The organism is Nonomuraea sp. NPDC048892 (genome assembly GCF_040649735.1).
Classification (GTDB): domain Bacteria; phylum Actinomycetota; class Actinomycetes; order Streptosporangiales; family Streptosporangiaceae; genus Nonomuraea; species Nonomuraea maheshkhaliensis.
The window spans coordinates 190,904-215,337 of the sequence record NZ_JBEZFZ010000005.1 but is presented as its reverse complement, the minus strand read 5'-3'; the positions used below and the strand labels follow the sequence as shown (position 1 = coordinate 215,337).

Here is a 24,434-nt window from a genome sequence, read left to right as displayed (position 1 = left end):
ACCATACACACGCTATGCTCCATGCACAACTTGTGCATGATGCACATCACATCTCGGGGAAGACGAAAGAGACAGCTCGTGAACCAGTCCGTGCGCGCGCTCGAGTACGAGGCCATGCTGCTGTGGCGGCACCGCGACATGAGGCAGCCCAGCGCCCGCGGCGACGACCGGCGCCTGGACCGCAGCGCGTACATCCTGCTCAGCCGCCTCGAACTCGCGGGCCCGATGTCGATCGGGCAGCTCAGCGAGGCGTTCGGGGTGGCCTCGTCGACCGTCCACCGGCAGAGCGCGGCCATGCTCTGTGCCGGGCTGGTGGAACGCATCCCCGACCCCGAGGGCGGCATCGCGCGCAAGTTCCGCCTCACCGAGGAGGGGCGGCGCCGCCTGGACGAGGAGCGGGGCCGGAACGTGCGTGGGCTGGAACGCGTCCTCGCGGGCTGGAGCGAGGAGGACACGGCCGCCTTCGCCGCCTATCTCCGGCGGTTCAACGCCGGGATGGAGCGCCTTTCAGCCCAGGGCCCGCCACCCGCCTGATCTACTCCCCATGAATGATCAGCGAGCGGGACGGGGCCAGGTGCGGCCTTCGAGCCGTTCGATGTCGGAGTTGAAGCGGCGCAGATAGCCCGCGAAGGCCGCGGCGTCCTCCTCGCTCCAGCCCTCCAGCACCTTCTCCAGCCCCTGGATGTTCTGCAGGCGCTCGGCCCTGAGGCGGTGCTCGCCCTCCTCGGTGACGCGGAACTTGCGCGCGATGCCGCCCTCCGGGTCGGGGATGCGCTCGACCAGCCCGGCCCGCATCATCGCGGAGGTCTGCCGGTTGAGCGTCGAGGGGTCGAGCCGGAACGCCTCGCTGAGCTGGCCGATCGACATCGGGCCGTCGAGCTCCAGGCGGCTGAGCACGATGTACGCGCTGCGGTCGAGATGTCCGCCGTCGGGGTGAAGACGTGGCGCGGACAGGTAGCGATGCCGCCCGAGCAGCATGGTCTCGTACTCGATGCGGTGGGTGGACTCGTCCATGGCCGGTCTTGATCCCTCCTCGCCGCCAGCCTACACAGGGACGCCCCCGCCCGAGGCCGGCATACCGGACGCAGAACGTCCGGAATGGCTCCTAACATGCGGGGATGACCGAGCACCTCATGACACGCGACCGGGGTCCGATCGAGGCCGGGCGGCTCACCGTCGTCCCCGCGAACGAGGCGTCCTGGGAGGACCTGGACGCGATCTTCGACGCCAACGACGCCCGCCGCTGCCGCTGCCAGCGGTTCAAGGTGGCCGGCTGGTTCTGGCGGGACACCACGCTGGAGGAGCGGGTCGCGATGTCGCGCGCCCAGACCGCCTGCGACGACCCGGACGCGCCGGTGACCAGCGGCCTGGTGGCCTACGTGGACGGGGAGCCCGCGGGCTGGGTGGCGGTCGAGCCGCGCACGGCGTACGTGAAGCTGCGCAACTCCCGCATCCCGTGGGCCGGCCGGAGCGAGGACCGCGACGACGACGGCGTGTGGGCGGTGACCTGCCTCGTGGTCCGCAGGGCCTACCGGGGGCGCGGGCTCACCTATCTCCTCGCGCGGGCCACGGTCGGCTTCGCCCGCGAACGCGGCGCGCGGGCGCTGGAGGCGTACCCGATGATCACCCGGGCCGGCAAGGAGATCGCCTGGGGCGAGCTGCACGTGGGGGCGCGGCAGGTGTTCGAGGAGGCCGGGTTCGCGGAGATCACTCATCCGACGGCGCGGCGGGTGGTCATGCGGATCGACTTCGCCTCGTGACCGCTCCCGATCGTATGTATACACGGGGTGTATAACCCTGGTGTATAGTCCCGGCCCATGAGCGTTCCCCTTGCGCTGCTCGGCCTGCTGGAGCGGGAGCCCAGCCACGGTTACGACCTCAAGCGCGACTACGACACCTACTTCGGCCAGGGCAAGGCGCTGCCGTTCGGGCAGGTGTACTCCACGCTCGGCCGGCTGGCCAGGGACGGCAAGGTCACGGCGGGCCTGAGCGAGCCGGGCGACGGGCCCGACCGCAAGCGCTACGCGATCACCCCCGTCGGCCGGCGGGAGGTCGAGGAGTGGCTGTCGGAGCCGGTCGCGGCCGAGCCCTACCTGCAGACGGTGCTGTTCACGAAGGTCGTGCTGGCGCTCATGCTCGGGCGCGACGCGGCGGCCTACCTCGACCTGCAGCGGGCCACGCACCTGCGGCGCATGCGGGAGTTCACCCAGATCAAGCGCACCGGCTCGCTGACCGACGCGCTGCTCGCCGACCACGGCATGTTCCACCTGGAGGCCGACCTGCGCTGGATCGACGTCACCCAGGCGCGGCTCGGGGCGCTGGCCGCCATGGTGCGCGAGTCATGATCATCGAAGCGCGCAAGCTCAGCCGCTCGTACGGGAACACCCCGGCGCTGCGCGAGGCCGACCTGGCCGTGGAGGCCGGGGAGATCCTGGCCGTCATGGGGCCGAGCGGCTCGGGCAAGTCGACGCTGCTGCACTGCCTGGCCGGGATCTTCACCCCCGACAGCGGCGAGGTGTGGTTCGGCGAGAGGCGCCTGGACACGATGAGCGACGCCGGGCGCACCAAGCTGCGGCGCACCGCGTTCGGGTTCGTCTTCCAGTTCGGGCAGCTGGTGCCGGAGCTGACCGTGGCCGACAACGTCGCCCTGCCGCTGCTGCTCGGCCGGGTCAGGCGCAAGGAGGCCTACGCGCGGGCGGCCGGCTGGCTGGAGCGGCTGGGGCTGGCGGAGCTGGGCGGCCGGCGTACCGGGCAGTTGTCCGGCGGCCAGGCGCAGCGGGTGGCCATCGCCCGCGCGCTGGTGCTCGGGCCCCGGGTGCTGTTCGCCGACGAGCCGACCGGCGCGCTCGACTCGCTCACCGGCGAGCACGTCATGGAGCTGCTGGTCGGCCTGGCCCGCGAGGAGGGCACGACGGTGATCGTGGTGACCCACGACGCCCGCGTGGCCGCCTTCGCCGACCGCGAGGTCATCGTCCGCGACGGGCGGGTCACCAACCCCTTCGCCGACCAGGCCGTACGATGATCGCTCTGGGCCTGCGCCTGTCGCTGCGCGGCGGCGGGGAGGCGGTGGCCAGACTCGCGCTGATCGGGGCGGGGGTGGCGGCCGGCGTCACCGTGCTGCTGGTCACGCTCTCGCTCTTCAACGCCTTCCAAGCCACCTCCGCCCGCCCCTGCTGGGAGTGCACCACCGGCACCGCGCCCAGCGGCTGGGCCCTCGACGCCACCGCCGACGGCGCGCTGTGGAATTACCGCGAGGACTACTACGCCGGTCAGAGCATCAAGCGCCTGGACGCCGCCGCGCTCGGCCCGCGCGCGCCGGTCGTGCCCGGCCTGGCGCGCATGCCCGCCCCCGGCCAGTACTACGCCTCCCCCGCCCTGGCCAGGCTGCTGGCCTCGGTGCCGCCCGAGCAGTTGGGCGACCGCTTCCCCGGCACGCTCGGGGGCACCGTCGGCCGGGCCGCCCTGTCCGGCCCCGACGAGCTGACCGTCGTGGTGGGACGCAAGCCGCTGGAGGTCGCCGCCCTCGCAGGGACACGGCAGGTGGACACGGTGGAGACCGGCACCGGCTACGACGATTTCGGCGACATCTACCGGTTCGGGTTCGCCGTCGCGGCCATCGGGTTGTTCGTGCCGCTGCTCGTGCTCGTCGGCGCCGCCACCCGGCTGTCCGCCGCCCGCCGCGAGGCGCGCTTCGCCGCGATCCGGCTCGTCGGCGCCACGTCCCGCCAGATCAGCGTGATCGCCGCGGTGGACGCGGCGATCGGCGCGTTCCTGGGCGCGCTGCTCGGCGTCGCGCTGTTCCCGCTGGTACGCCCGGCCGTGGCGGACGTACGCATCACCGGCGCCCGCTTCTTCCTCGACCTGGTGGCCCCCGCGCCCTGGCAGTACGCGGCCGTGCTCGTCTGTGTGCCCCTCCTGGCCGGGTGCAGCGCCCTGTGGTCGCTGCGCCGGGTACGGGTCTCGCCGCTCGGCACCGTCAAGAAGGCCGCGCCCCGGCCGCCTCGGGTCTGGCGGGTGATCCCGCTGCTGGCCGGGCTCGGGCTGTTCGCCGGGCCGGTGTTCCGTGGCGAGGGCCACAAGCTCGATGAAGGGGTGGCCGGGGCGGCGCTCGCCCTGGTCATGGTCGGGCTGGTGCTGGCCGGGCCGTGGCTGACGATGCTGGCCGCGCGGCTCGCGGCCCGCGTGACCGGGGGCGCGGCCACGCTGCTCGCCTCACAGCGGCTGGCGGCCGATCCCCGGGGCGCCTTCCGCTCGGTGAGCGGGCTCGTGCTGGCGGTGTTCCTGGGCACGGCGATCTCGGGCATCGTCCCGGCCGTCGTCTCCGGGCAGCAGGCCGTGGCCGGCGGCGCGCTGACCGGCGTGCTGCGTGCCCCGCTGGGCCTCGGCGGGCTGCCGCCGCGCGAGGGGGCCGAGCTGCTCGACCGCCTGCGTTCGTACCCGGGGGTCGGCGTGCTGCCCGTCTACGCGCTGGCGGAGCCGGCCGAGAACCACGTGATCAGCCCTGATGGGCCGCCGCCGACGACGGCCGTCGAGTGCGCGGAGCTGGCCCGCATTCCCGTGCTCGGGACGTGCCCGGCGGGCGCGCGGGCCGTCATGGGCAACTTCGAGCGGGTGATGGGGCTGGACAATCCCCTCACCGTCGACCGGATCCTGCCCCTCTCCGGCCCCTCCAGCCGGCCCGTCTCCACCACCACCGGCCTCAGCCTCGCGGCGGTCCTGGTCCGCCTCGACGCCACGAACAGCGCCGACGAGAGCAGCGCAGGAGCGGGCGCGGGGCGTACCGAGGCGGACGGGGCGGCGACCTTGGAGCGGGTGCGGACGTTGCTGGCGCGGTACGGCGCCGACGCGCCGATGACCTTCGCCGAGGTCGCCCAGACCAGGGCGACCCTGTTCACCCAGGTCGAGAACATCGCACTGGGCATGGTCGCGCTGACCCTGCTGACCGGCGGGTGCAGTCTCGTCGTGGCGGTGGGCGGCGGGCTGATGGAGCGCAGGCAGCCGTTCACCCTGCTGCGGCTGGCGGGCACGCCTGCCCGCACCCTGGCCTCGGTGGTGCTGCTGGAGTCGGCGCTGCCGCTGGTCCTGGCCGCCGCCGTGGCCGCTGCGGCCGGTTTCGGCGTGGCGGGCCCGCTGATCGACGGGCTCGCGATGAAGAGCGCCTCGCCGGCGCTGCCCGGCCCCGTCTACTTCGCCACCGCCGGCGCGGGACTGGCCGCGTCGTTGCTGGTCATCCTCATGGTGCTGCCGTTGCTGCGGCACATGACCGCGCCCGACAACGCGCGTTTCGAATAGGAGAACCCCCATGAAGCTCAGACCCTGGCCGGCCGCGGTGGCGGCCCTGGCCTTAATCACGACTGTCACGGTGACGGTGCCGGGCACGGCGGCCGCCGCGGCCCCGGACGGGCCCGCAACCGCGGACCAGGGCCGGCCCGCCTCGGCGGAGCAGGACCGGCCGGCCGACGGGAGCTACGCGGCCGAGATCCGGCGCACCGAGTACGGCATCCCGCACATCTCCGCCAAGGACCACGGCGGGCTCGGCTTCGGCTACGGCTACGCGTTCGCCCAGGACAACCTGTGTGTCCTGGCCTCGTGGGTGACGACGCTGCGCGGCGAACGCTCGCAGTTCTTCGGCCCCGAGGCGGAGTCGGACGACCCGGTCCGCCCGGTCGCGAACCTCACCAGCGACATCTACTTCAAGAGCGTCGCCGACTCGGGCGTCGTACCGAGGCTGCTGGCCAGGCCCGCGCCGGTCGGCCCCACCGACGAGATGCGCCGGCTCGTGGCCGGTTACGCCGCCGGCTACAACAAGTACCTGCAGGACACCGGCCTGGCGAACCTGCCCGACCCCACCTGCCGGGGCCAGGCGTGGGTGCGTCCCGTCACCGCCACCGACGTCTGGTACAACCTCCTCGACCTCAACCGCCTGGCGGGCGGCTCCGGCCTCAAGGAGGCCGTCGCCGGAGACGGCGAGGCCGAGCGGGACGGCCCGGCCCCCGGCAGCAACGCCTGGGCGCTCGGCCGCCAGGCCACCAGGGACGGCCACGGCATGCTGCTGGCTGACCCGCACTTCCCATGGAACGGCATCCGCCGCTTCTACCAGGTGCAGCTCACCATCCCCGGCGTGCTCGACGTAGCGGGCGCCAGCCTGTACGGCACCCCGGTCGTCCAGATCGGCCACAACGCGAACATCGCCTGGGCGCACACCGTCTCCCACGCCCACCGCTTCAGCGTCTACCGGCTGAAGCTGGCCGGCGGGCGCGGCGGCTACCTGGTGGACGGAAAGACCGAGCCGATGGGGCGTCAGGAGGTCGAGGTGCGGCTGAACGACGGCGGCATCGTCACCCGTACCCTCCCCACCTCCCGTTACGGCCCGGTGCTGGCCGCCGGGCAGAGCGACGAGTACGCCTACGCGCTGGCCGACGTCAACGCCGCCAACCTGCGCTCGGCGGACACGTGGCTGGCGATGGCCAAGGCGCGCGACCTCAAGGAACTGCGTGCCGCCCAGGACACCTACCAGGGGCTGCCGTTCGTCTACACGCTGGCCACCGACGCCGCCGGCACGACCACGTTCGCCGACGCCTCGGTCGTCCCCCACGTGACCGACGCCATGGCACGCCGCTGCACCGTGCCGTCGCCCGACCCGTCGCTGGAGGCGTACGTGCTGGACGGTTCCAGGTCGGCGTGCCTGTGGGGCAAGGACGGCGACGCCGTCGTGCCCGGCATCTTCGGGCCGGGCAGCCAGCCCCGGCTGACCAGGGCCGACTACGTCGCCAACAGCAACAACACCCCGTGGATGACGAACCCGGAGGCGCCGCTGACCGGTTACGACGAGGTGTGGGGCAAGGTCCGCACCGACGTCGAGCCGCGGCCCCGGGTGAGCCTCGACATGATCGCCCGGCGGCTGTCGGGCTCCGACGGGCTCGGCCCGCGCGGCTTCACCCTGGACACCCTGAGCGCCACCGTCCGCTCGAAGCGCAACTACACGTTCGAGCTGCTGCGTCAGGACCTGGCGGCGCTGTGCCGGGCCCATCCCGTGATGAGCACGGCCGCCGGCGAGCGGGTCGACGTGCGCGCGGCCTGCCGGACGCTGACGGCCTGGGACGGGCGCGCCACCCTGGACGGCGAAGGGGCGATCCTGTGGCGCGAGTTCTACACCGGGATGGAGCGCCCGACGAAGCCGGGTGAACCCAGCTGGCGCTGGTGGCGGGTGCCGTTCGATCCCGATCATCCGCTCACCACGCCGCGCGGGCTCAAGCGGGACGCCCCCGAGGTGCGGCAGGCCCTGGCCGAGGCGGTCAAGGCGTTCGAGGACGGCGGCATGCCGCTCACCCTCACCCCGCGCCAGGCCCAGCGTTACGGCGCGAACCCGATCCCCGGCTGCACCGAAGCCGAGGGCTGCTTCGACCGGGTACGCATGCGCGGCAGGCTCACCGGCGGGCGCTATCCGGACGTGGACACCGGCTCCAGCTTCATGATGGCCGTCGAGCTCACCCCCGACGGTCCGAGGACGCGCACGATCCTCACCTACTCGCTGTCCGCGAACCCGTCCTCGCCGTACCACGCCGACCAGACGGCCCTGTTCGCGCGCGGCGGGTGGGTGACGGAACGTTTCACCGAGGCCGAGATCAAGGCGGATCCGCGGCTGCGCGTCACCACCGTGCGGGGGTGAGAGAAGCGCCCGGCGGGGCCGGCGGCGGGTGAAGGCACGGCGTTCAGGTCGCGATCTATCGGACGCTTCCGCCGGCGATCTCCCGGTGGTTCCGCTCGATCTCCCGATGGTTCGGCCCGCGATCTCCCGGATGAACGCCGGCCATCCGCCAATTCGCGATTAACCGCGTAGTTAAGGGGACGCCGAATGGCGTTAGGGGCTCCCGGCAAGGTGTCGCCGAGGCCCGCGGCTAATGGCGAAGAAAGGAAGTCAGCCGAAACTCGTGACTCGCGGGCGGGGTCCCGGCCGCGTCAACGCGGCCGAATCGGGGCGGCCGGTTGAACGCGGCGTGCGGGGCGGGACCCCGGACGCTCGTTCAGTGGGCCGCCTCGTACTGCTCCACGACGGTGGAGGCGATCCGGCCGCGCTCGCTCACCGGCAGCCCCTGCGCCTTGGCCCACCGCCTGATCTCGGTCGACTTCTCCCTGCTGACGGCCCTGGAGGAGACGGCGCCCGCACGACGGCCGCGCGTGCCCCTGTCGGCGCGGACGGCACGCGCCTTGGTGATGAAGGGGGCCAGGGCCCGCTCCAGCTTCTCCCGGTTGGATCCGGACAGGTCGATCTCGTAGTTGGTGCCGTCGAGAGAGAACCTCGTGGTCCCTTCGGCATCACTGCCGTCGATGTCATCGAGAAAGGACTCAACAATACGCTTCGCCATAAGGGTGCTCCAATTTACGTCACGGTTGCACGTACTGTAGCCACCTTCAGCAGATCATGCACCTCTCGGGGGTGCCTTCGCGGTAAAAAGGCACGAGTGCGCCGCGGCGTTCGGGCATGAAAGGCACTTGCCCAAAGGCGTCCGCGTCTGTACGGGTCCAGCATGGCATCACCGTGTTGAAGGGCAATTCAAAGGCCGTTCCGGCCGCCGTCTCCGTCAGCCCCGCGCCCGTACTCGTGCCAGAAGTCGCGCCCGTAGTCGCGGCTCTACTCGCGAGGGTGCTCGCGGCGGTAATGGTAGCGGTGCGACGTCGTGAAGCCGAGCCCTTCGTAGAGCGCGCGGGCCGGGTGGTTGTCCTCCTCGACCTGAAGATAGAGGCAGGGCGCGCCCCGCTCCTGCGACCACCGGGCCAGCTCCGCCATAACGGCCCTGGCCACGCCCTCGCGCCGGCGGCCTGGATGGGTGGCCATGCAGAACACGCCCGTCCAGCCGTCGTCCATGACCGCCAGCCCCAGACCGGCCCCGTTGCCGGCGACCAGCAGCACCGTCTCGGGCTCGATCCGCCCGATGACCGGCATGCTGCCGGCGTCACTGGTCACGGCCTCGAACAACGCGGCCCAGCGATCCCGATCGAAGACCCGCTCGACCCCGCTGTCCCCGTTCTTCGTGGCGGCGGTGAGGACGGTCTCCGCGTCCGCGGTCATGACGAGTGTCTCGCCGGTCTTGGCGTATCCGCGGGCGGCCAGGGCCGCGTCCAGCTCCGTGTGCTGCTCGGCCGGGCTGACCTGGACGATCGCGGGCAGGCAGCGGTCGGCGTAGAAGGTCTCCACCGCGGCGAGGGACGGGGACGCGTTCACGAGCGGGAGCGCCGAGTTGGAGCGCTTGCGGTGGACGCCGGGCGTGTGGCGCAGGAGCCAGCCGTCACGTTCCTCCGCGTGCCCGGCGGGCCAGGCCGCGACGGCGCGCCGCTCGATCTGCCGGGCCCGCGAGCCCGCGCACAGCCGGGCCAGCTCGGGCACCATCCACTTGAGCAGGTCCTCGTCGGCGGGGTCCGAGGGGGCGTACTCGGTGATGCCGAGCCCGACGATCTCGTGCCGGGCGGCCAGGTCGGCGACGGCCGCGATCAGGGCCTCGGGGCTCAGGCCGTCGGGTTCGGGATAGCCGACGGAGGCGAAGCCGTCGAGGACGTCGAGATCGACGTGGACGTAGACGAGAGCGTCGTCGGCGACATCGGCCAGGCCGCCGATGTCGGCCAGCCGGATGTAGTCGGCCTCGGCCGGGTCCAGCACCCGCGTCCCGACGAGGGCGAGCTGATCGGGGCGCAGCGCGGGCGAGGGAACCAGGTCCAGCGGGCCCTCCCCCAGCAGCGTACGGACGATCATGCCGTGGAAGGCCCCCGACGGGGAGGACTCCGGCGAGTTCAGGTCGCCGTGGGCGTCGAACCACACGACGTGCAGCCGGTCGCCGTACCGGCGCAGCGCGGCGGCGACCGGCTCCAGCTCGACGCCGCAGTCGCCGCCGACCGTGATGGTGAAGCCGTCGGCGGGCAGCGCGCGCCGGACCCTCGCGGCGGTCTCGGCCAGGGTGGCGCCCGTCTCCACCCGGACGTGCGCGTCGGCCGGGACCATCGCCGCCAGCCGGGCGGCGCCTTCGACCAGCCTCGGCGCCGTGGGCGAGAGCGAGCCCTGCCACTGGGGCACCTCGACGACAGTTCGCATCACGGTTCTCCTCGCCTCGATCTCCGGTGGTGATCCCGGTGCTGATTTCGGGTGGTGCGGCGACAGTCTCGCGTGGTCGAATCGGCAACGTCCACTTAGTAATCGTGAGCTGATCTATAAGGATCGCTTGATGTTGGATCCCACCAGACTCCGCCTGCTGCGCGAGTTCGCCGAGCACGGCACGATGACGGCCGTGGGCGAGGTCTGCGGCATGACCTCCTCGGCCGTCTCCCAGCAACTGGCCACGCTCGAACGCGAGGCCGGGGTGCCGCTGTTCGAGCGTTCCGGGCGCCGGGTCCGGCTCACGGCGGAAGGACGGCGTCTCGTACGGCACGCGCACATCGTCCTCAACGCCCTGGACGCCGCGGAGGAGGATCTCCGCTCGGCCACGACCCCGCGCGGACCCGTCCGGGTGGCGTGTTTCGCCACGGCCGCCGTGCACCGCCTGCTCCCCGCGATGGCCGTGGCCAGGACCCGCCATCCGGGCCTGCGGGTCATCCTGGCCGAGCTCGAACCCCGAGAGACCGTCGAGGCACTCCGTCGTGGCGCCTGCGACCTCGGGATCTCCTTCACCTACAACCTGATCCCCGAGGACCTGCCGCCGGGGATCTCCCGCTGGTTCGTGGGCGCCGAGCCGATCCTGCTCGCCCTCCCCGCAACTCATCCGGCCGCAGCGGACCTGGGCGCGGTGGATCTGGGCACGTTGCGCGGTGATCCGTGGATCGCGGGCTCTCGGGGCACCACCGACCATGTGCTGCTCGGGCGGGCCTGTGCCATGGCGGGCTTCCATCCGGACGTCATCCACACCGCCGACGACTACGCGCTCGTCCTGCGTATGGTGCGCGAGGGCCTGGGCGTCGGGCTGGTGCCCGAACTGGTCGCGTCCGTGGTCGGCGTGCCCGACGGCGTGGTGCTCCGGCCGATCTCCACGGTCGAGATCACCCGGACCACGTACGCGCTGGTCCGCACCGTGACGCCGGCGGTCGCCGCCGTACTCGACCTGCTCGGCGCCCTCCCCGAGGCTCAGGCAGTGGGCAGGCGGTAGACGGAGACGTGGGAGCGTGACTCGGCGGTGAACTCGGCGCCGGTCCAGTCGGCGTGCCTGCTCTCCAGCTCGAACCCCGCCAGCTGGGCCATGAGGTCGAGCTCGGCCGGCCAGATGTAGCGGTGAGGGCTGCGGAACAGCTCGGCCCGCCCGCTGTCGTCGAACCTGAAGTGGTGGGAGACGACGTGCTGGCGCAGCACGTCGACGGTGTCGAGGCCGATGTACCCCGGCTCGGACGCGAACACGACCGCCCGCTGGCCAGGGGGCAGCTTGCGCAGGTCGGGCACCCAGAGCTCGATCACGAAGCGTCCGCCCGGCGCGAGGTGACGGGCGGCGTTGCGGAAGCACTCGACCTGCTCGGCCTGGGTGAGCAGGTTGGAGATCGTGTTGTAGACGAGGTAGACGAGCGTGTAGTCGCCCGGCGCCACGACGGTCGCCATGTCGCCCTCGACCACCGGGATGACGGCTTCGCTCACCTTGGTCCGCAGTTGCGCGATCATCGCGGGCGCCAGCTCGACGCCGGTGACGGGCACGCCGCGCTCGGCCAGTGGCACGGCCACCCGTCCCGTGCCGATGGCGAACTCCAGCGCTCGCCCGCCTTCCGCGAGCTCGGCCAGGCGGTCCACGGCGGGGCCCAGCACCTCGGGCGCGAACATTCCGGTGCCCGGCGTGTCGTAGCCCCTGGCGACGTCGTCGTTCCAGATCTCCTGCTGTCGCATCCGCTCACCATGGTCATCCGGGTGCACGATGTCCACCGAATTTCACCGGCCGGGCGCTGGTCGAGGTGGACGGCACCGGACGGCGGATGGACGGCAGGCGGGGGCGGACAGCGGGCGAACGGCGGGCGGCCGGCGGCGGGCGGGCAGACAGTCGTGGACTCAGTCGAACTCCTCGACGTACTCCTCCGGCGGCCCGAGCTCCGGCCGGTCGCGCAGTTCGAGAACGTCGCCGCAACGTTCGAGTTCCAGCACGGTCACGACGTTGTCCCCCTCGCGCAGCAGCGGCGCGGGGCAGTACAGCGTGACCTGGGGGCCGATGTCCCAGTAGCGGCCGAGCAGGAACCCGTTGACCCAGACCAGCCCGCGACCCGATCCCGGCAGGGCGAGGAAGGTGTCGGCGGGCGTCCCGACGCGCACGATCGCCTCGGCGAACCCGGCGCCGACCGGCGCGGCGCCTGCGAATCCCCCGGCAGCCGCAGAATCGCCGGCTGAGGTCGCGGTGGCGAGGTCGGTGGTGGTCCACTCCTGGAGGGCGATCGGCCTGCTCTCCCAGCCCTGCACGATCCGCCGGTCGATGAGCACCGGCCCGAGCAGCCCCTTGTGCCGGCCGAGGCCGGGCCCGTAGTTCACCCGGCCAAGGCTCTCGGCCAGGATCTCCAGCCGTACGACGGCCCCGCTCCCGCGTACGGACAGCTCAGGCAGGCCGGGACCGGCCACGCCCAGGACCGTGCCGTCGCAGAAGACCATGGCCCGGTCGCGTACGTCGGTGAGCGTGAGCCGGTGCTCACCTTCGGGGACGCGCGGGTGCGCGGTGTGCAGGACCATTCCGGCGTCGAGCCCGAGCCGTTCGAACGAGGCCGGTCGCGGCTCGACCGTGGCGGGCGCGGGCACGGCGCGCAGTCCGGGCAGCAGTCCGGCGCGGCGGACGAGCGGCACCCGCGCCGGCCGCAGCACCGGCAGCCGTTCGGGCACCCGCAGCGGCCCCCGGGCGCCGAGAGCCGCGCGCATGGCGTGGAACTTGGGCGTGAGGCTGCCGTCCTCGGCCACCGGCGCGTCGGAGTCGTAGCTGGTCACGGTGGGCTGCAGCCGGCCCTCGTGCTCGTTGGCGCCGGCCCAGAGCCCGAAGTTGGTGCCGCCGTGGGCCATGTAGACGCTCACGCTGCCGCCGTCGGCGGTGATCCCTTCGAGCGTGCGCACGGCGCTGTCCACGCCGCGCACGTGATGCTGTTCGCCCCAGTGGTCGAACCAGCCGTTCCAGAACTCGGCGACGACGAACGGCTCATCCGGCCGCCGCGCCGCCTGCAGCCGCCGGGCGGCGGCGGGTTTGGAGCCCAGGGTGACGGCGGCCAGGGTGCCGGGCAGGGTGCCGCCGTCCAGCATCAGCTCGGTGGGGCCGTCGGCGGTGAACAGCAGCTCCCCGATGCCGCGCGAGGTCAGTGCCCCGCGGTTCCAGCGCAGGTACGCCTGGTCATCGCCGTAGCTGCCGAACTCGTTCTCGACCTGCACCGCCACGATGGGCCCGCCCGCGCCGGCCTGGAGCGCGGCCAGGCGCGGGATCAGCTCGTCGAACCAGCGGCCGACGGCGGCGGTGAACGCGGGGTCGGAGCTGCGCAGGGCGACGTCGCGGGCGGTGAGCCAGCTCGGCAGGCCGCCGTTCGACCATTCGGCGCAGATGTACGGCCCCGGCCGCACGACGACGTCGAGCCCCTCCTCCCCCACCAGGCGGATGAACCGCTCGACGTCACGCCAGCCGTCGAAGCGGGGCGCCTCGTCCTCGCGGGGCTGGTGGAAGTTCCACGCGACGTAGGTGTCGATCGTGTTGAGCCCGAGGTCGGCCAGGCGGCGGATGCGGTCCCGCCAGAGCTCGGGGTGGACGCGGAAGTAGTGCAACCCTCCGGACAGGATGCGATGGGGCACGCCGTGCCGGCGCAGGCGGCCTCCGGACCAGGTGAGCACGCTCGTCGCTGTTCCGGCAGACGCCTCGGACGCCGTGAACGCCGCAGAGGCCGTAGGTGCCGCGGAGGTCGTAGGTGCCGCGGAGGTCGTGGGGTTTGGCGTCGCAGGGAGCTCGATCACGAGGGGAGACCCTATGTTATCGATGCCATATGTAACAAGCGCGGTAGGATCCCCCTGATGAAGCCGCGAGAGAGGAGCGCCGTGACCAAAGCCACCGAGCGGCCGACGAGGCAGCCCAGCATGGCTGACGTGGCCAGGACCGCCGGGGTGTCGGCGCAGACGGTCTCGCGCGCCCTGCGCGATTCCCCCAACGTCAACCCGGAGACCAGGAAACGCGTGCTGGCCGCCGTGGAGCAGCTGGGCTACCGCTTCAACAACGCCGCGAGGGTGCTGTCCTCGGGCCGCAGCCACACGATCGGGCTCGTGCTGCTGCAGTCCGGCGGCTACTACTCGCGCTCGGCGGTCACCGCCGGCGTCGAGGCGGCCGCGGGCGAGGCGGGCTACGCGGTGAGCATCGCGACCATCGCCAGGCTCGACACCGGCCTGATGGAGCGCTCCCTGTCCAAGCTGGCCGACCAGGGCGTCGACGGCATCGTCATCGCCGTGCCGCTCATCTCCGTGACGCAGAAGATGGAGGACATCACCCGCGACATCCCCACGGTCACGCTCGACGGCTCACGTACGGCCAGCGCCAGGGTGCTCGGGATCGACCAGAAGGAGGCGGGCCGCCTGGCCACCCAGCACCTGCTCGACCTGGGCCACCGCCAGGTGTGGCACGTCGCGGGCCCCGACGAGTGGATCGAGGCCCGCCAACGGCGCCAGGGCTGGCAGGAGTGCCTGGCCGCGGCCGGCGTCACGGCGCCGCCCCCGCTGGAGGGCGACTGGTCGCCCGACTCCGGCTACCGGCAGGGGCAGGTGCTGGCGATGATCCCCGACGTGACCGCCGTCTTCGCCGCCAGCGACGAGATGGCCTTCGGCGTGATCCGCGCCCTGCGCGAGCGCGGCAGGAGCGTGCCGGAGGACGTCTCCATCGTCAGCGTGGACGACATCGAGCTGGCCGCCTACTGCTCGCCGCCGCTGACCACCGTGCGGCAGGACTTCTACCGTTCCGGCGAGGCGGCCGTCGCCCTGTTGCTGCGCGAGGACGGCGCGGAGTCGGAGGAATCCCTGGTCACCGCCACACTCTCGGTACGCGCTTCCACGGCGCCGCCACGCGCCCACTGAACCCCGGGTGAGCGGCACTTCGCGAAGTGCCACTTGCGCCATTCATGTTATCGATGCCACTGTAACAACGTCCGGCTCCGGACTCGTTCCTCCGCCCCCAGTCAGGTGGGCTGAGTGCCCACGGAAGGATCCCAGAACCATGAGGAGATCACTCGTCCTCGCGACCGCCGCGGTCGCGACGCTCGGACTGCTCACCGGCTGCGCGGCCGGAGGGAACGGCTCGAACACCGGCGGCTCGGACGGCAAGACGACCCTCAACGTCGCCGCCCTCGAAGGCGGCTACGGCCGCGACATGTACACCCAGGTCATCCAGGCCTACGAGAGCGCCCACCCGAACGTGGACGTGCAGCTGCAGATCTCGAAGAGCATCGAGGACGAGATCTCGCCGAACATGAAGGCCGGGCGCTTCCCCGACGTGGTGGTGCTGGGCCAGGGCCGCAAGGCCGCGCTCACCGAGACCCTGATCAAGGACAAGGCGCTCGAAGACCTCACGCCCGTGCTCCAGGCGAAGGTGCCGGGCGAGGACAAGACCGTCGGCGACAAGCTGATCGACGGCATCGTGGGCAACCTCAACACCAACCCGTACGGCGACGGCAAGACGTACACGATGCCGATGTACTACGCGCCGACCGGCCTGTTCTACAACAAGGGCCTGTTCGAGAAGAAGGGCTGGAAGGTCCCGGCCACCTGGGACGAGATGTTCGCGCTCGGCGAGACGGCCAAGAAGGACAAGATCTCGCTGTTCACCTACCCGACCGCGGGCTACCTCGACTCCTACTTCTTCGCGCTGCTGGCCGACGTCGGCGGGGAGCAGTTCTACACCGACGTCATGACGTACAAGCAGGGCGTGTGGCAGACGCCGCAGGCCAAGCAGGTGCTCGACCTCACCACCCGGCTGCTGAAGTACGCCGCGCCGACCACGGTCGGCTACGCCAACGAGCAGGACTTCACCAAGAACCAGCAGTCCATCCTGGACGACAAGGCCCTGTTCATGCCGAACGGCACCTGGATCGTCGGCGAGATGGCCGACGCCCCGCGCGCCGACGGCTTCGCCTGGGGCCTGACGCCGCTGCCGGCGGTCACCGAGGGCGGCAAGCGCTACATCACCACCTCGGTCGAGTCGGTCTGGGTGCCCGCCGCGGCCAAGAACAAGGACGCGGCGAAGGAGTTCGTCGCCTACCTCTACTCCGACGCGGCGGCCGCGATCTTCGCGAAGTCGAACGCGATCCAGCCGATCGACGGCATCGTGAGCAGCCTGTCCGGGGAGAACGCCGAGTTCTACAAGGTCTACGAGGACCCCTCGGTCTCCGCGCTCGTCGGCGGCTTCGCCGGCACCGCGCCCGTCGAGGGCGTCGACATCAAGGGCACGCTCTTCGACACCGCCAACAGCATCATCAGCGGCGACAAGACGCAGGAGCAGTGGCAGGCCGCGCTGAACGACGCCAGCGAGAAGCTGCGCCAGGCGGGTAACTGAGGTGGCCGGTCCCGCAGTTCGCAGGCGGGGCAGCGGCCTGTTCGTGCTCGCCTGCCTCCTGCCCGCGCTCGTGCTGTTCGTGCTGTTCATGATCGTCCCGACCGTGAACGTGTTCCGGATGTCGTTCTACACGTGGAGCGGCTTCTCCCCGGACATGCGCTTCGTGGGGCTCGACAACTTCGTCCGCCTGCTCGACGACACCCAGTTCGTGCGGGCGTTCCAGAACACCGTGGCGCTCCTGGTCGTCGTGACCGTCGTGACGATGGGCCTGGGCCTGTTCCTGGCGGCGATCATGACGCGGCAGCGGCTGCGGGGCCGGACTTTCTACCGGTTCGTCCTCTACGTCCCGAGCGTGCTGTCCGTGGTCGTGATCGCGGCGATCTTCTCCGCCCTCTTCGACCAGGAGAACGGCCTGATCAACGGCACCCTGCGGCTGCTGTCGCTGGACGGCCTGCGGCAGGTCTGGCTCGGCGACCAGGACATCGTGCTCTGGTCGCTGGCCATCGCCATGGTCTGGCAGTCGCTCGGCTACTACATGGTGCTCTACATGTCCGGCATGGCGAGCATCCCCGAGGAGGTCTACGAGGCGTCCGCGCTCGACGGCGCCTCGGCCGGCCGCCAGTTCTTCGCCATCACGCTGCCGCTCATCTGGCAGAACCTGCGCACGACGCTGACGTTCTTCGTGATGAGCGCGGTCAACCTCAGCTTCGTCCTCGTCCGCGCGATGACCGGCGGCGGGCCTGACGGCTCCTCCGAGGTGCTGCTGAGCTACATGTACAAGCAGGCGTACACGAACTCGTCGTACGGCTACGGCATGGCCATCGGCGTCGTCATCTTCGCCTTCTCGTTCCTCGTGTCGCTGCTGGTGAGCCGCGCGACGCGGCGCGAGCCCCTTCAGTTCTAGAGGACACATGACCACTTTCACCAAGGCCAGGACGGGCCGCGCGCTCACCTACGTCCTCGTCACGGCGATCGCGCTGGCCATCGCGGTGCCGGTCGCCTGGGTGCTGTTCGCCTCGGTCAAGCGCAAGGGCGAGTTCTACGGCAGCCCGTGGGCGCTGCCCGAGGGCCTGCACCTGCAGAACTACGTCGACGCGTTCGTGGGCGCCCGCATGGGCCAGTACTTCTTCACCTCGCTGCTGGTCACCGTGCTCGGGCTGGTGTTCGTCGTGGCGGTGTCGGTGCCGGCCGCGTACGTCATCGCCCGCTACGAGTTCCGCGGCCGGAGCCTGGTCGAGGTCGCGCTGCTGGCGGGGTTGTTCGTCAACGTCAACTACATCGTGGTTCCGATCTTCCTCATGCTCGTCGACTGGGACCGCGCGCTCGTGGACCTCCTGCCCGGCGGCTTCTTCATCGACAACCCCGGGGTCCTGTCGCTCGTGTACGCGGCCACGTCGATCCCGTTCAGCATCTACCTGCTGACCGCGTACTTCCGCTCGATCCCCGCCGACTACGAGGAGGCGGCGGCCCTGGACGGGGCCTCGCGCTTCCAGGTCATGACCAGGGTCATGCTGCCGATGGCGCGGCCGGCGCTCACGACCGTGATCCTGTTCAACTTCCTGGCCTACTGGAACGACTTCATCATCGCGCTCACCCTGCTGCCGGGCGAGGGCAAGACCCTGCAGGTCGGGCTGCTCAACCTGATGACCGCGCAGAAGGCGGCGGCCGACTACGGGCGCCTGTACGCCGGCATGGTCATCGTCATCGTCCCCGTCCTCATCCTGTACGCGCTCATCCAGCGCCGGCTCATCGAGGGCATGGCCGCCGGCGGCGTGAAGGGCTAGAAGGAGACATTCATGAAGGATTCGACGCGCGGCGTGCTGCTCATCACCACCCGGACGATCATCGCGGCCGTCTGTGTGGCGGCGGTCGTCGTCGCCCGCAGCACCGTCGGATGGGGCAGCCTGGCGATCATGCTCGTCGCGCTGGCGGTGCTGCTGGGCGTGCTGGCCTCCTACAACCGGCGGTTCCGGTGACACCGGCCCCGAAGCCGGCCCCGAAGCCGGCCCCGAAGCCGGCCCCGAAGCTGGCCCCGAAGCTGGCCACGGTGCGGCCGAGCGCCCGCCAGCTCGCCTGGCAGGAGATGGAGTTCTACGGGTTCATCCACTTCGGCATGAACACGATGACCGACAGGGAGTGGGGCGAGGGTCACGACGACCCGGCCGGCTTCGACCCCTCCGGTCTGGACGCCGACCAGTGGGTCAGGGCGCTCAAGGCGGCCGGGATGACCGGGGTGATCCTGACCTGCAAGCACCACGACGGGTTCTGCCTGTGGCCGAGCGACGTCACGACGTACACGGTGGCGTCGTCGCCGTGGCGGGGCGGCCGGGGCGACGTGGTGGACGAGGTCGCGCGGGCGGCGCGGCGGCACGGGCTGAAGTTCGGCGTCTACCTGTCGCCGTGGGACCGCACCGAGGCGTCGTACGGGGCCGGGAGCGCGTACGACGACTTCTACGTCGCCCAGCTCACCGAGCTGCTGACCCGCTACGGGCCGGTGTTCACGGTGTGGCTGGACGGCGCGAACGGCGAGGGCCCGAACGGCAAGCGGCAGGTCTACGACTGGGAGCGCTACTACGCGGTGGTCCGCGACCTGCAGCCGGACGCGGTCATCAACGTGTGCGGCCCGGACGTACGCTGGTGCGGCAACGAGGCCGGCGCCACCCGCCCCGACGAGTGGAGCGTGGTCCCGCGCGCGTTGCAGGACGCCGAACGGATCGCGGACCGCTCGCAGCAGGCGGACGACGGCACGTTCGCCCGGCTCGTCCGCAGCGACGAGCGCGACCTGGGCAGCCGGGCCGCCCTGGCGGGGCACGAGGACGACCTGGTCTGGTATCCGGCCGAGGTGAACACCTCGATCCGGCCCGGCTGGTTCCACCATCCCGCCGAGGACGGTCAGGTCCGCTCCGCCGGCGAGCTGTTCGAGATCTACCTGCGTTCGGTCGGCGGCAACGCGACCTTCCTGCTCAACGTCCCCCCGGCCCGCGACGGGCTGGTGCGCGAGGCCGACGTGGCGGTGCTGACGGAGCTGGGACGGCGGATCGAGGACTTCCGCGCCCGGCGGATCGAGGCCTCCGTGACGGTGACGTCCGGTGCTCCCGGCGACGCCGCGACCGCCTGGCCAGGCCAGGCGCGGACGCCGTGGCGGCCGGACGGCGCCGACCCGCGCCCCGGACTCACGCTGGCCTTCGACCGGCCCCGGCCGGTCGAGGCGGTCGTCGTGGGCGAGCACATCGCGGAGGGGCAGCGCGTCGAGCACGTGCTCGTACGAGGTCGCGCCGGCGGCCGATGGACGACGCTGGCCGAGGCGAATGCGGTGGGCTACCAGCGCATCCTGACCTTCCCTCCGGCGGAGGTGGACGCCGTCCAGGTCGAGATCACCCGCACCAGGGACACTCCTGTCATCGCCCGGGTCGCCGCGATAGAGACGGCCGCCTGATGAAGACCACAGCGACGAAGAGCCGCGCGCACCGGAGCGAGCAACTCCACCACTCATCGGGCCGCCGCCCGTCGCGGCGGGTCCTGGTGGTGGCGGGCGCGCTGGCCGCGCTGGTCGCCCTGCTGGTCACCGGCGCGGTCGTGCTCGGCCAGCGCACCGACCGGGTCGCCGCCGTCGCCGGTCAGCCGGTGACCCGCGACGAGCTGCTCTTCCACATGCGCATGCTCGCCCCCCGGGTGCAGAACGAGTTACGCAACACGTACCACCTCAAGACCCCCACCGACTGGAACGCGCAGGCCGGCGACCGCACCGCGCTGCAGCGCCTCGCCGCCCGCGCGCTCGACCAGATCGAGCACGACAGGACGGTGCTCGCCCTGGCCAGGGAGCAGGGCCTGCCCGCGTCCGCCGACCACGCGGGCTTCCTGGACGAACTGGCCGCCGAGAACGAGCGCCGCGCGGCCGCCATCGCCAAGGGCGAGGTCGTGTACGGCCTGGCCGAGTTCTCCCCCGAGGAGTTCTACTCCCACCGGCTCACCGAGCTGACCACGGCACTGAAGCAGCGGCTCAGCGCCGGCCAGGACGGCCCGCTGCACGTCACGGACGCCGACGTCCGCAAGGCGTTCGAGCAGGACAGGGACGCGTGGAGCGCCAACGCGACCACGTACACGTACGCCAAGCTCGTGGTCCCCGTGCCGAAGGGCGCGTCCGGCGACTACGCGGAAGGGCTGCGGCGGCGGGTGGCCGCCGCCGACGGCCTGGCGCGGCTCGCGAAGCGCGAGCCCGGCGCCGAGCTCACGACCGCCACCCAGCGCGGCGGCGGCTCGGCCGTGCACGACCAGGACCTCATGGCGGTGCTCGGCTCCCTTGAGAAGGGCCAGATCTCCGCCCCGGTCCCCGGCGCCGGCCACATCACCTACTACGAGCTCGACGACAAGACCGTCGACGAGGACGCGGCGTTCGCCGAATACGCCCGGCGGATCAGGCAGTCGCTCGTCGAGGAGAAGTTCGACCAGTTCATCCGCGACCGTGTCGACGCCGGCGAGGCCGAGATCGACGCGGCGGCGGTGGACGCCATCAACGCAGAGGATGTGCAACAGTGAAAACTGTCGGTACCGCACCCCCCGAGCCGGCGCGCCGCCGGCCTGTGGCGCGGGCGCTGCGCGCGGGCCTGACCGCCCTGCTCGCCACGCTCGTCGCGGGCTCGCTCGCCCCCGTGGCCGCGTCGGCAGCGCAGGCCCCTGGCCGCCCCTCCCCCGCCACCGAGCGCGCCCTGCCCGGCAACACCCCGAACAGGACCGGCGGCACGGACTACTACATCGACGCCACGAACGGCCGCGACGAGGCGCCCGGCACCTCGCGCAAGACCGCCTGGCGCACCCTTGCCCAGGCGAACGCGACCACGTTCCGGCCCGGCGACCGCATCCTGCTCAAGGCCGGCGAGGAATGGCACGACGAGCAGCTGTGGCCCAAGGGCTCCGGCAGCGCCGGCAAGCCGATCACCATCTCGGCGTACGGCGACCCGCGCGCCCGCCGCCCGTACATCGCGGCGAACGGCAAGGTGCCGAACCCGTTCAAGGCGGACGGCACGAAGAACCCGGAGACGGTCGGCCTGACCGGCGCCATCGTGCTGCGCAACCAGCAGTACTTCGAGATCGACCACGTCGAGCTGTCCAACGACGACGACTTCGCCACGAACATCACCACCGGCACGTACGTCAGGGACGGCATCGCGGTCTCCATCAACGCCGACCTGCTCCCGGCCGGCGCGGACAGCGTCATGGACCACTTCCGCGTCACCGACGTGTACGTCCACGACCTCGACGGCCCCAGCACCTGGCAGAAGATCCACTACGGCGGCGTCAACTTCCAGGTCTTCGGCGCCAAGAGCTACAAGGAGTACGGCACCGGCGGCCACCACTTCAAGGACGTCAAGATCGAGGACAACACGTTCGAGAACGTCGAGCTGCACGCCGTGCAGTTCGCGTTCAACTGGTTCGCCGCCGACGGCAGGGACGCCGGCGAGTACGACGAGGCCGGCAAGTTCCACGAGGGCTGGGAGCAGCTCTGGGTGCGCACCCGCGACCTCTACAGCCGGGACGTCTCCATCAGCCACAACTACGCCGAGAGCATCGGCCAGGGCGCGTTCCAGTTCGCCAACAGCAAGAACATGACGGCCGAGTACAACGAGGTCAACGGGTTCCTGAAGCGCTACGACGCGGTCTCGTGCGGGCTCTACCTGTGGGCAGGCGCCGACTCGGTGATGCAGTTCAACGAGGTGTACGGCGGCCCCGACAACGAGTACGACGGCACCCCGTGGGACCTGGAGTACACCAACTTCAACGTCACCTACCAGTTCAACTACTCGCACGACAACGCGGCGGGCTGGATGGCCTACATGGGCAACAGCTCCAACTCGGTCGCCCGCTACAACCTGAGCGTCAACGACAACGGCGTGCTCGTGAAGAACATGCTCTCGACGAACTACTCGCCGACGTACTTCACGAACAACACCTTCGTCTACGACGGCGCCGACCTCGACTACGTCCACGACGAGACGTTCCTGAGCAAGGTCTACTTCCTGAACAACATCTTCTACAACACCTCCAAGGCGGAGGCCACGCCGTGGTACCGCCGCACCGGCGCCCTGCGCCAGGCGGTGTTCTCCAACAACGCCTTCTACGAGGCCGGCGGCACCCACTCCACCCAGGAGCCGGCCGACCAGGCGGGCGTGCGCACCGATCCGAAGTTCGCCGGCGACCCGGCGAAGTACGTGACCGGGGCGGGCGTCGACCGCATCCGCACGGCGGCGGCCCACTTCAAGCTGCGCAAGGACTCGCCGCTCATCGACGCCGGCCGCTACAACCCCCACCTCGGCACCGAGGACTTCCTCGGCACCCACATCTACTACGGGGACGCGCCCGACATCGGCATGGCGGAGAGCCGGATCGGCAAGAAGGTGCGCAACCCGGTGGACGAGCACCCCATCGAGGACGAGCAGGGCGGCCGCGCCAACCTGGCCCTCGGCAAGCCGGTCACCGCGAGCTCGACCCATCCCGGCGCGAACGGCACCCTAGTGGCCGCGAACCTGACCGACGGCGACCCGGCGACCCGCTGGGCGGCAGCCGACGACGCGGCGTACCCGATCACGCTGGACGTCGACTTCGGCGCGGACACGACGTTCGACGAGGTGTATCTCGACGAGTACACCGACTCGGGCACCAACCCGCGCGTGCGCACCTTCGACCTGCAACGCTGGGACGCCGCGAGCGGCGCCTGGGTCACCTTCGCGAGCGGCTCGGACGGCGTCGGCCACGACCGGTCGGTGACCGGTTTCGGTGACGTCACCACCGCGAAGCTGCGGGTGGCGCTCACCGGCCTGCTGCCGTCGGAGGTCTACAGCCCAACCCTGACCGAGATCGCCGTGCACCGCGCCGGCGCGTAGGGCCCCGGCGCACAGCGAACCAACGGGTGGGCGCTAAGGTGTCCACCCGTTTACCTTTCGTCAACAAGTCGTATATGTGAAAGGTCTATCTTCGAGCGCCATGTCCCATCACCAGGTCGCGGTCCATGACCGCACCGATATACCCCAGCCTCCCGCGCCCGACACCTCCGCCGGGGAAGAGGGCAGCAGCAGCGTTCTCGGAGTGCTGGAGAGCATCAGCTCGGTCATCGTCCCCATCGGCGTGACGCTCTACGCGGTGCTCTACCTCGGGGTCGAGCAGATGTACGGCATCTTCGGCATCACCCCTCAGCAGGCGGGCATCGACCAGTCCGTGCTCCTGGGCCGGCTGATGGGCACCCTGATCCTGATGCTGTTGATCCTGCTGCCCACGATCGGCCTCGTCGTCGGGCTCTGCTGGCTCATCGACAAGGTGACCCTGGGCCTGTTCAGCAAGATGATCACCGGGATCCGGCGGCGGCCGTGGATCGCCGCGCTGATCGCCGCCTTGTGGTGCGGCGCGACCTACTGGGGTCTGTTCAACCTCTTCGGCAACCTCGACCTCGCCGTCATGGTGATCATCGCGGTCGGGCTCGGCGTGGTCACGTTCGTGGTGCCGTTCCGGCTGATGCGCAGGAAGCCGGTCGGGCGGGCCGCCACGAAGGTGCTCGTCGGCGCCCTGACCGGTCTCGGGCTGGGCTTCCTGCTGATCCTCGCGATGGTGCAGGGCGCGGTCGAGGTGCAGGAGACCGGCCAGGCTCCCGAACTGCTCAGCTACGTCGGCTTCCAGGACCAGTGGACGGTGATCAAGAACGCGGAGGACGACAAGCCGCTCTACGACGGCCGCTGGATGATGCTGCTGGGCGAGAGCGAGGGCACGTACGTCTTCTTCGACTGCGACAAGCTGGAGACCATGCGCCGTCCCATCGAGACGACCAACCTGTCCGACATCCAGCTCGACCCGGAGCGGGAGAAGGGCTTCACCTGCGGCGCGCTGGCCGAGAAGGAAGAGTAGCCACCTGAGCGGCAGCCGGGCGGCCGAATCCTAGGATCAGCC

The 24,434-nt window shown here is 71.2% G+C and carries 21 protein-coding genes; 16 read left to right on the top strand and 5 right to left on the bottom strand.

The features are described from left to right. Nucleotides 1-78: 78 nt before the first annotated feature. Entirely contained in the window at nucleotides 79-534 is a 456-nt protein-coding gene (locus tag AB0C28_RS18340; RefSeq protein ID WP_358075835.1) for a MarR family transcriptional regulator, read from the top strand. An 18-nt stretch (nucleotides 535-552) separates the two neighbouring features. Here the strand turns inward: AB0C28_RS18340 and AB0C28_RS18335 are convergent, their stop codons facing one another. Beyond that, nucleotides 553-1,014 carry a MarR family transcriptional regulator gene (locus AB0C28_RS18335; protein WP_357855709.1) on the bottom strand — a complete coding sequence of 154 codons (462 nt, stop codon included), beginning with the start codon at nucleotides 1,012-1,014 and terminating at the stop codon, nucleotides 553-555. A 104-nt stretch (nucleotides 1,015-1,118) separates the two neighbouring features. Between AB0C28_RS18335 and AB0C28_RS18330 the strand changes: the two genes are divergently transcribed. From AB0C28_RS18330 to AB0C28_RS18310, 5 genes are read left to right on the top strand one after another with little or no spacing between them, the layout of a single operon-like run. Further along, complete coding sequence (locus tag AB0C28_RS18330) at nucleotides 1,119-1,760, top strand: GNAT family N-acetyltransferase (protein WP_358075832.1); 642 nt, start codon at nucleotides 1,119-1,121, stop codon at nucleotides 1,758-1,760. A 57-nt stretch (nucleotides 1,761-1,817) separates the two neighbouring features. Continuing rightward, on the top strand, nucleotides 1,818-2,345 hold the full coding sequence (locus AB0C28_RS18325; RefSeq protein ID WP_346105821.1) for a PadR family transcriptional regulator: 528 nt from the start codon (nucleotides 1,818-1,820) through the stop codon (nucleotides 2,343-2,345). After that, complete coding sequence (locus AB0C28_RS18320; RefSeq protein WP_358075829.1) at nucleotides 2,342-3,022, top strand: ABC transporter ATP-binding protein; 681 nt, start codon at nucleotides 2,342-2,344, stop codon at nucleotides 3,020-3,022. Before AB0C28_RS18325 ends, AB0C28_RS18320 begins: the two co-directional genes overlap by 4 nt. After that, the gene (locus AB0C28_RS18315) at nucleotides 3,019-5,292 is read left to right on the top strand and encodes an FtsX-like permease family protein (protein ID WP_358075826.1); all 2,274 of its coding nucleotides are present in this window, start codon (nucleotides 3,019-3,021) and stop codon (nucleotides 5,290-5,292) included. Before AB0C28_RS18320 ends, AB0C28_RS18315 begins: the two co-directional genes overlap by 4 nt. A 10-nt stretch (nucleotides 5,293-5,302) precedes the next feature. After that, nucleotides 5,303-7,669 (top strand): penicillin acylase family protein, encoded by a 2,367-nt coding sequence (locus tag AB0C28_RS18310; protein ID WP_358075823.1) that lies wholly within the window; start codon nucleotides 5,303-5,305, stop codon nucleotides 7,667-7,669. 355 nt (nucleotides 7,670-8,024) lie between these two features. On the opposite strand, the gene AB0C28_RS18305 is transcribed toward AB0C28_RS18310, so the two are convergent. Further along, a complete protein-coding gene (locus tag AB0C28_RS18305) occupies nucleotides 8,025-8,366 on the bottom strand; it encodes an Lsr2 family protein (RefSeq protein ID WP_357855693.1) in 342 nt (113 codons plus the stop codon). Nucleotides 8,367-8,632: 266 nt separating this feature from the next. After that, nucleotides 8,633-10,084, bottom strand: coding sequence for a GNAT family N-acetyltransferase (locus AB0C28_RS18300; RefSeq protein ID WP_358075820.1), 1,452 nt, complete (start codon nucleotides 10,082-10,084; stop codon nucleotides 8,633-8,635). Nucleotides 10,085-10,214: 130 nt separating this feature from the next. Between AB0C28_RS18300 and AB0C28_RS18295 the strand changes: the two genes are divergently transcribed. Beyond that, nucleotides 10,215-11,129, top strand: coding sequence for a LysR family transcriptional regulator (locus AB0C28_RS18295; RefSeq protein ID WP_357855687.1), 915 nt, complete (start codon nucleotides 10,215-10,217; stop codon nucleotides 11,127-11,129). Here the strand turns inward: AB0C28_RS18295 and AB0C28_RS18290 are convergent. Then, entirely contained in the window at nucleotides 11,108-11,848 is a 741-nt protein-coding gene (locus AB0C28_RS18290; protein ID WP_358075817.1) for a class I SAM-dependent methyltransferase, read from the bottom strand. The two genes, AB0C28_RS18295 and AB0C28_RS18290, sit on opposite strands and share 22 nt — an antisense overlap. Before the next feature lie 159 nt (nucleotides 11,849-12,007). After that, nucleotides 12,008-13,804, bottom strand: a complete 1,797-nt coding sequence (locus tag AB0C28_RS18285) for a glycoside hydrolase family 35 protein (protein WP_358075814.1) — start codon at nucleotides 13,802-13,804, stop codon at nucleotides 12,008-12,010. A 177-nt stretch (nucleotides 13,805-13,981) separates the two neighbouring features. Between AB0C28_RS18285 and AB0C28_RS18280 the strand changes: the two genes are divergently transcribed. The 9 genes from AB0C28_RS18280 (at nucleotide 13,982) to AB0C28_RS18240 (ending at nucleotide 24,392) form a co-directional block, all read left to right on the top strand. Beyond that, nucleotides 13,982-15,028, top strand: coding sequence for a LacI family DNA-binding transcriptional regulator (locus tag AB0C28_RS18280; protein WP_357855679.1), 1,047 nt, complete (start codon nucleotides 13,982-13,984; stop codon nucleotides 15,026-15,028). A gap of 139 nt (nucleotides 15,029-15,167) precedes the next feature. After that, a complete protein-coding gene (locus tag AB0C28_RS18275; RefSeq protein ID WP_357855676.1) occupies nucleotides 15,168-16,502 on the top strand; it encodes a carbohydrate ABC transporter substrate-binding protein in 1,335 nt (444 codons plus the stop codon). A 1-nt stretch (nucleotide 16,503) separates the two neighbouring features. Beyond that, nucleotides 16,504-17,406 (top strand): sugar ABC transporter permease, encoded by a 903-nt coding sequence (locus tag AB0C28_RS18270; RefSeq protein WP_357855673.1) that lies wholly within the window; start codon nucleotides 16,504-16,506, stop codon nucleotides 17,404-17,406. Between the two features lie 7 nt (nucleotides 17,407-17,413). Continuing rightward, nucleotides 17,414-18,286, top strand: a complete 873-nt coding sequence (locus AB0C28_RS18265) for a carbohydrate ABC transporter permease (protein ID WP_346105839.1) — start codon at nucleotides 17,414-17,416, stop codon at nucleotides 18,284-18,286. Between the two features lie 12 nt (nucleotides 18,287-18,298). Next, nucleotides 18,299-18,478, top strand: a complete 180-nt coding sequence (locus tag AB0C28_RS18260) for a hypothetical protein (protein WP_358075811.1) — start codon at nucleotides 18,299-18,301, stop codon at nucleotides 18,476-18,478. Continuing rightward, nucleotides 18,475-19,938 carry an alpha-L-fucosidase gene (locus AB0C28_RS18255; RefSeq protein WP_358075809.1) on the top strand — a complete coding sequence of 488 codons (1,464 nt, stop codon included), beginning with the start codon at nucleotides 18,475-18,477 and terminating at the stop codon, nucleotides 19,936-19,938. Before AB0C28_RS18260 ends, AB0C28_RS18255 begins: the two co-directional genes overlap by 4 nt. Beyond that, complete coding sequence (locus AB0C28_RS18250; protein ID WP_358075805.1) at nucleotides 19,938-21,038, top strand: hypothetical protein; 1,101 nt, start codon at nucleotides 19,938-19,940, stop codon at nucleotides 21,036-21,038. The genes AB0C28_RS18255 and AB0C28_RS18250 overlap by 1 nt, the downstream gene beginning before the upstream one ends. Then, the gene (locus AB0C28_RS18245; RefSeq protein ID WP_357855661.1) at nucleotides 21,035-23,380 is read left to right on the top strand and encodes a discoidin domain-containing protein; all 2,346 of its coding nucleotides are present in this window, start codon (nucleotides 21,035-21,037) and stop codon (nucleotides 23,378-23,380) included. Before AB0C28_RS18250 ends, AB0C28_RS18245 begins: the two co-directional genes overlap by 4 nt. 100 nt (nucleotides 23,381-23,480) lie before the next feature. Continuing rightward, nucleotides 23,481-24,392, top strand: a complete 912-nt coding sequence (locus AB0C28_RS18240; protein ID WP_357855658.1) for a hypothetical protein — start codon at nucleotides 23,481-23,483, stop codon at nucleotides 24,390-24,392. Nucleotides 24,393-24,434: the final 42 nt, after the last annotated feature.

Bases quoted from the DNA above. Each gene is read 5' to 3' on its own strand.
- AB0C28_RS18305 (WP_357855693.1), bottom strand. From the start codon at position 8,366: ATGGCGAAGCGTATTGTTGAGTCCTTTCTCGATGACATCGACGGCAGT.
- AB0C28_RS18295 (WP_357855687.1), top strand. From the start codon at position 10,215: ATGTTGGATCCCACCAGACTCCGCCTGCTGCGCGAGTTCGCCGAGCAC.
- AB0C28_RS18330 (WP_358075832.1), top strand. From the start codon at position 1,119: ATGACCGAGCACCTCATGACACGCGACCGGGGTCCGATCGAGGCCGGG.
- AB0C28_RS18315 (WP_358075826.1), top strand. From the start codon at position 3,019: ATGATCGCTCTGGGCCTGCGCCTGTCGCTGCGCGGCGGCGGGGAGGCG.
- AB0C28_RS18280 (WP_357855679.1), top strand. From the start codon at position 13,982: ATGAAGCCGCGAGAGAGGAGCGCCGTGACCAAAGCCACCGAGCGGCCG.
- AB0C28_RS18265 (WP_346105839.1), top strand. From the start codon at position 17,414: ATGACCACTTTCACCAAGGCCAGGACGGGCCGCGCGCTCACCTACGTC.
- AB0C28_RS18320 (WP_358075829.1), top strand. From the start codon at position 2,342: ATGATCATCGAAGCGCGCAAGCTCAGCCGCTCGTACGGGAACACCCCG.
- AB0C28_RS18325 (WP_346105821.1), top strand. From the start codon at position 1,818: ATGAGCGTTCCCCTTGCGCTGCTCGGCCTGCTGGAGCGGGAGCCCAGC.
- AB0C28_RS18290 (WP_358075817.1), bottom strand. From the start codon at position 11,848: ATGCGACAGCAGGAGATCTGGAACGACGACGTCGCCAGGGGCTACGAC.
- AB0C28_RS18300 (WP_358075820.1), bottom strand. From the start codon at position 10,084: ATGCGAACTGTCGTCGAGGTGCCCCAGTGGCAGGGCTCGCTCTCGCCC.
- AB0C28_RS18260 (WP_358075811.1), top strand. From the start codon at position 18,299: ATGAAGGATTCGACGCGCGGCGTGCTGCTCATCACCACCCGGACGATC.
- AB0C28_RS18240 (WP_357855658.1), top strand. From the start codon at position 23,481: ATGTCCCATCACCAGGTCGCGGTCCATGACCGCACCGATATACCCCAG.
- AB0C28_RS18275 (WP_357855676.1), top strand. From the start codon at position 15,168: ATGAGGAGATCACTCGTCCTCGCGACCGCCGCGGTCGCGACGCTCGGA.
- AB0C28_RS18335 (WP_357855709.1), bottom strand. From the start codon at position 1,014: ATGGACGAGTCCACCCACCGCATCGAGTACGAGACCATGCTGCTCGGG.
- AB0C28_RS18310 (WP_358075823.1), top strand. From the start codon at position 5,303: ATGAAGCTCAGACCCTGGCCGGCCGCGGTGGCGGCCCTGGCCTTAATC.
- AB0C28_RS18250 (WP_358075805.1), top strand. From the start codon at position 19,938: ATGAAGACCACAGCGACGAAGAGCCGCGCGCACCGGAGCGAGCAACTC.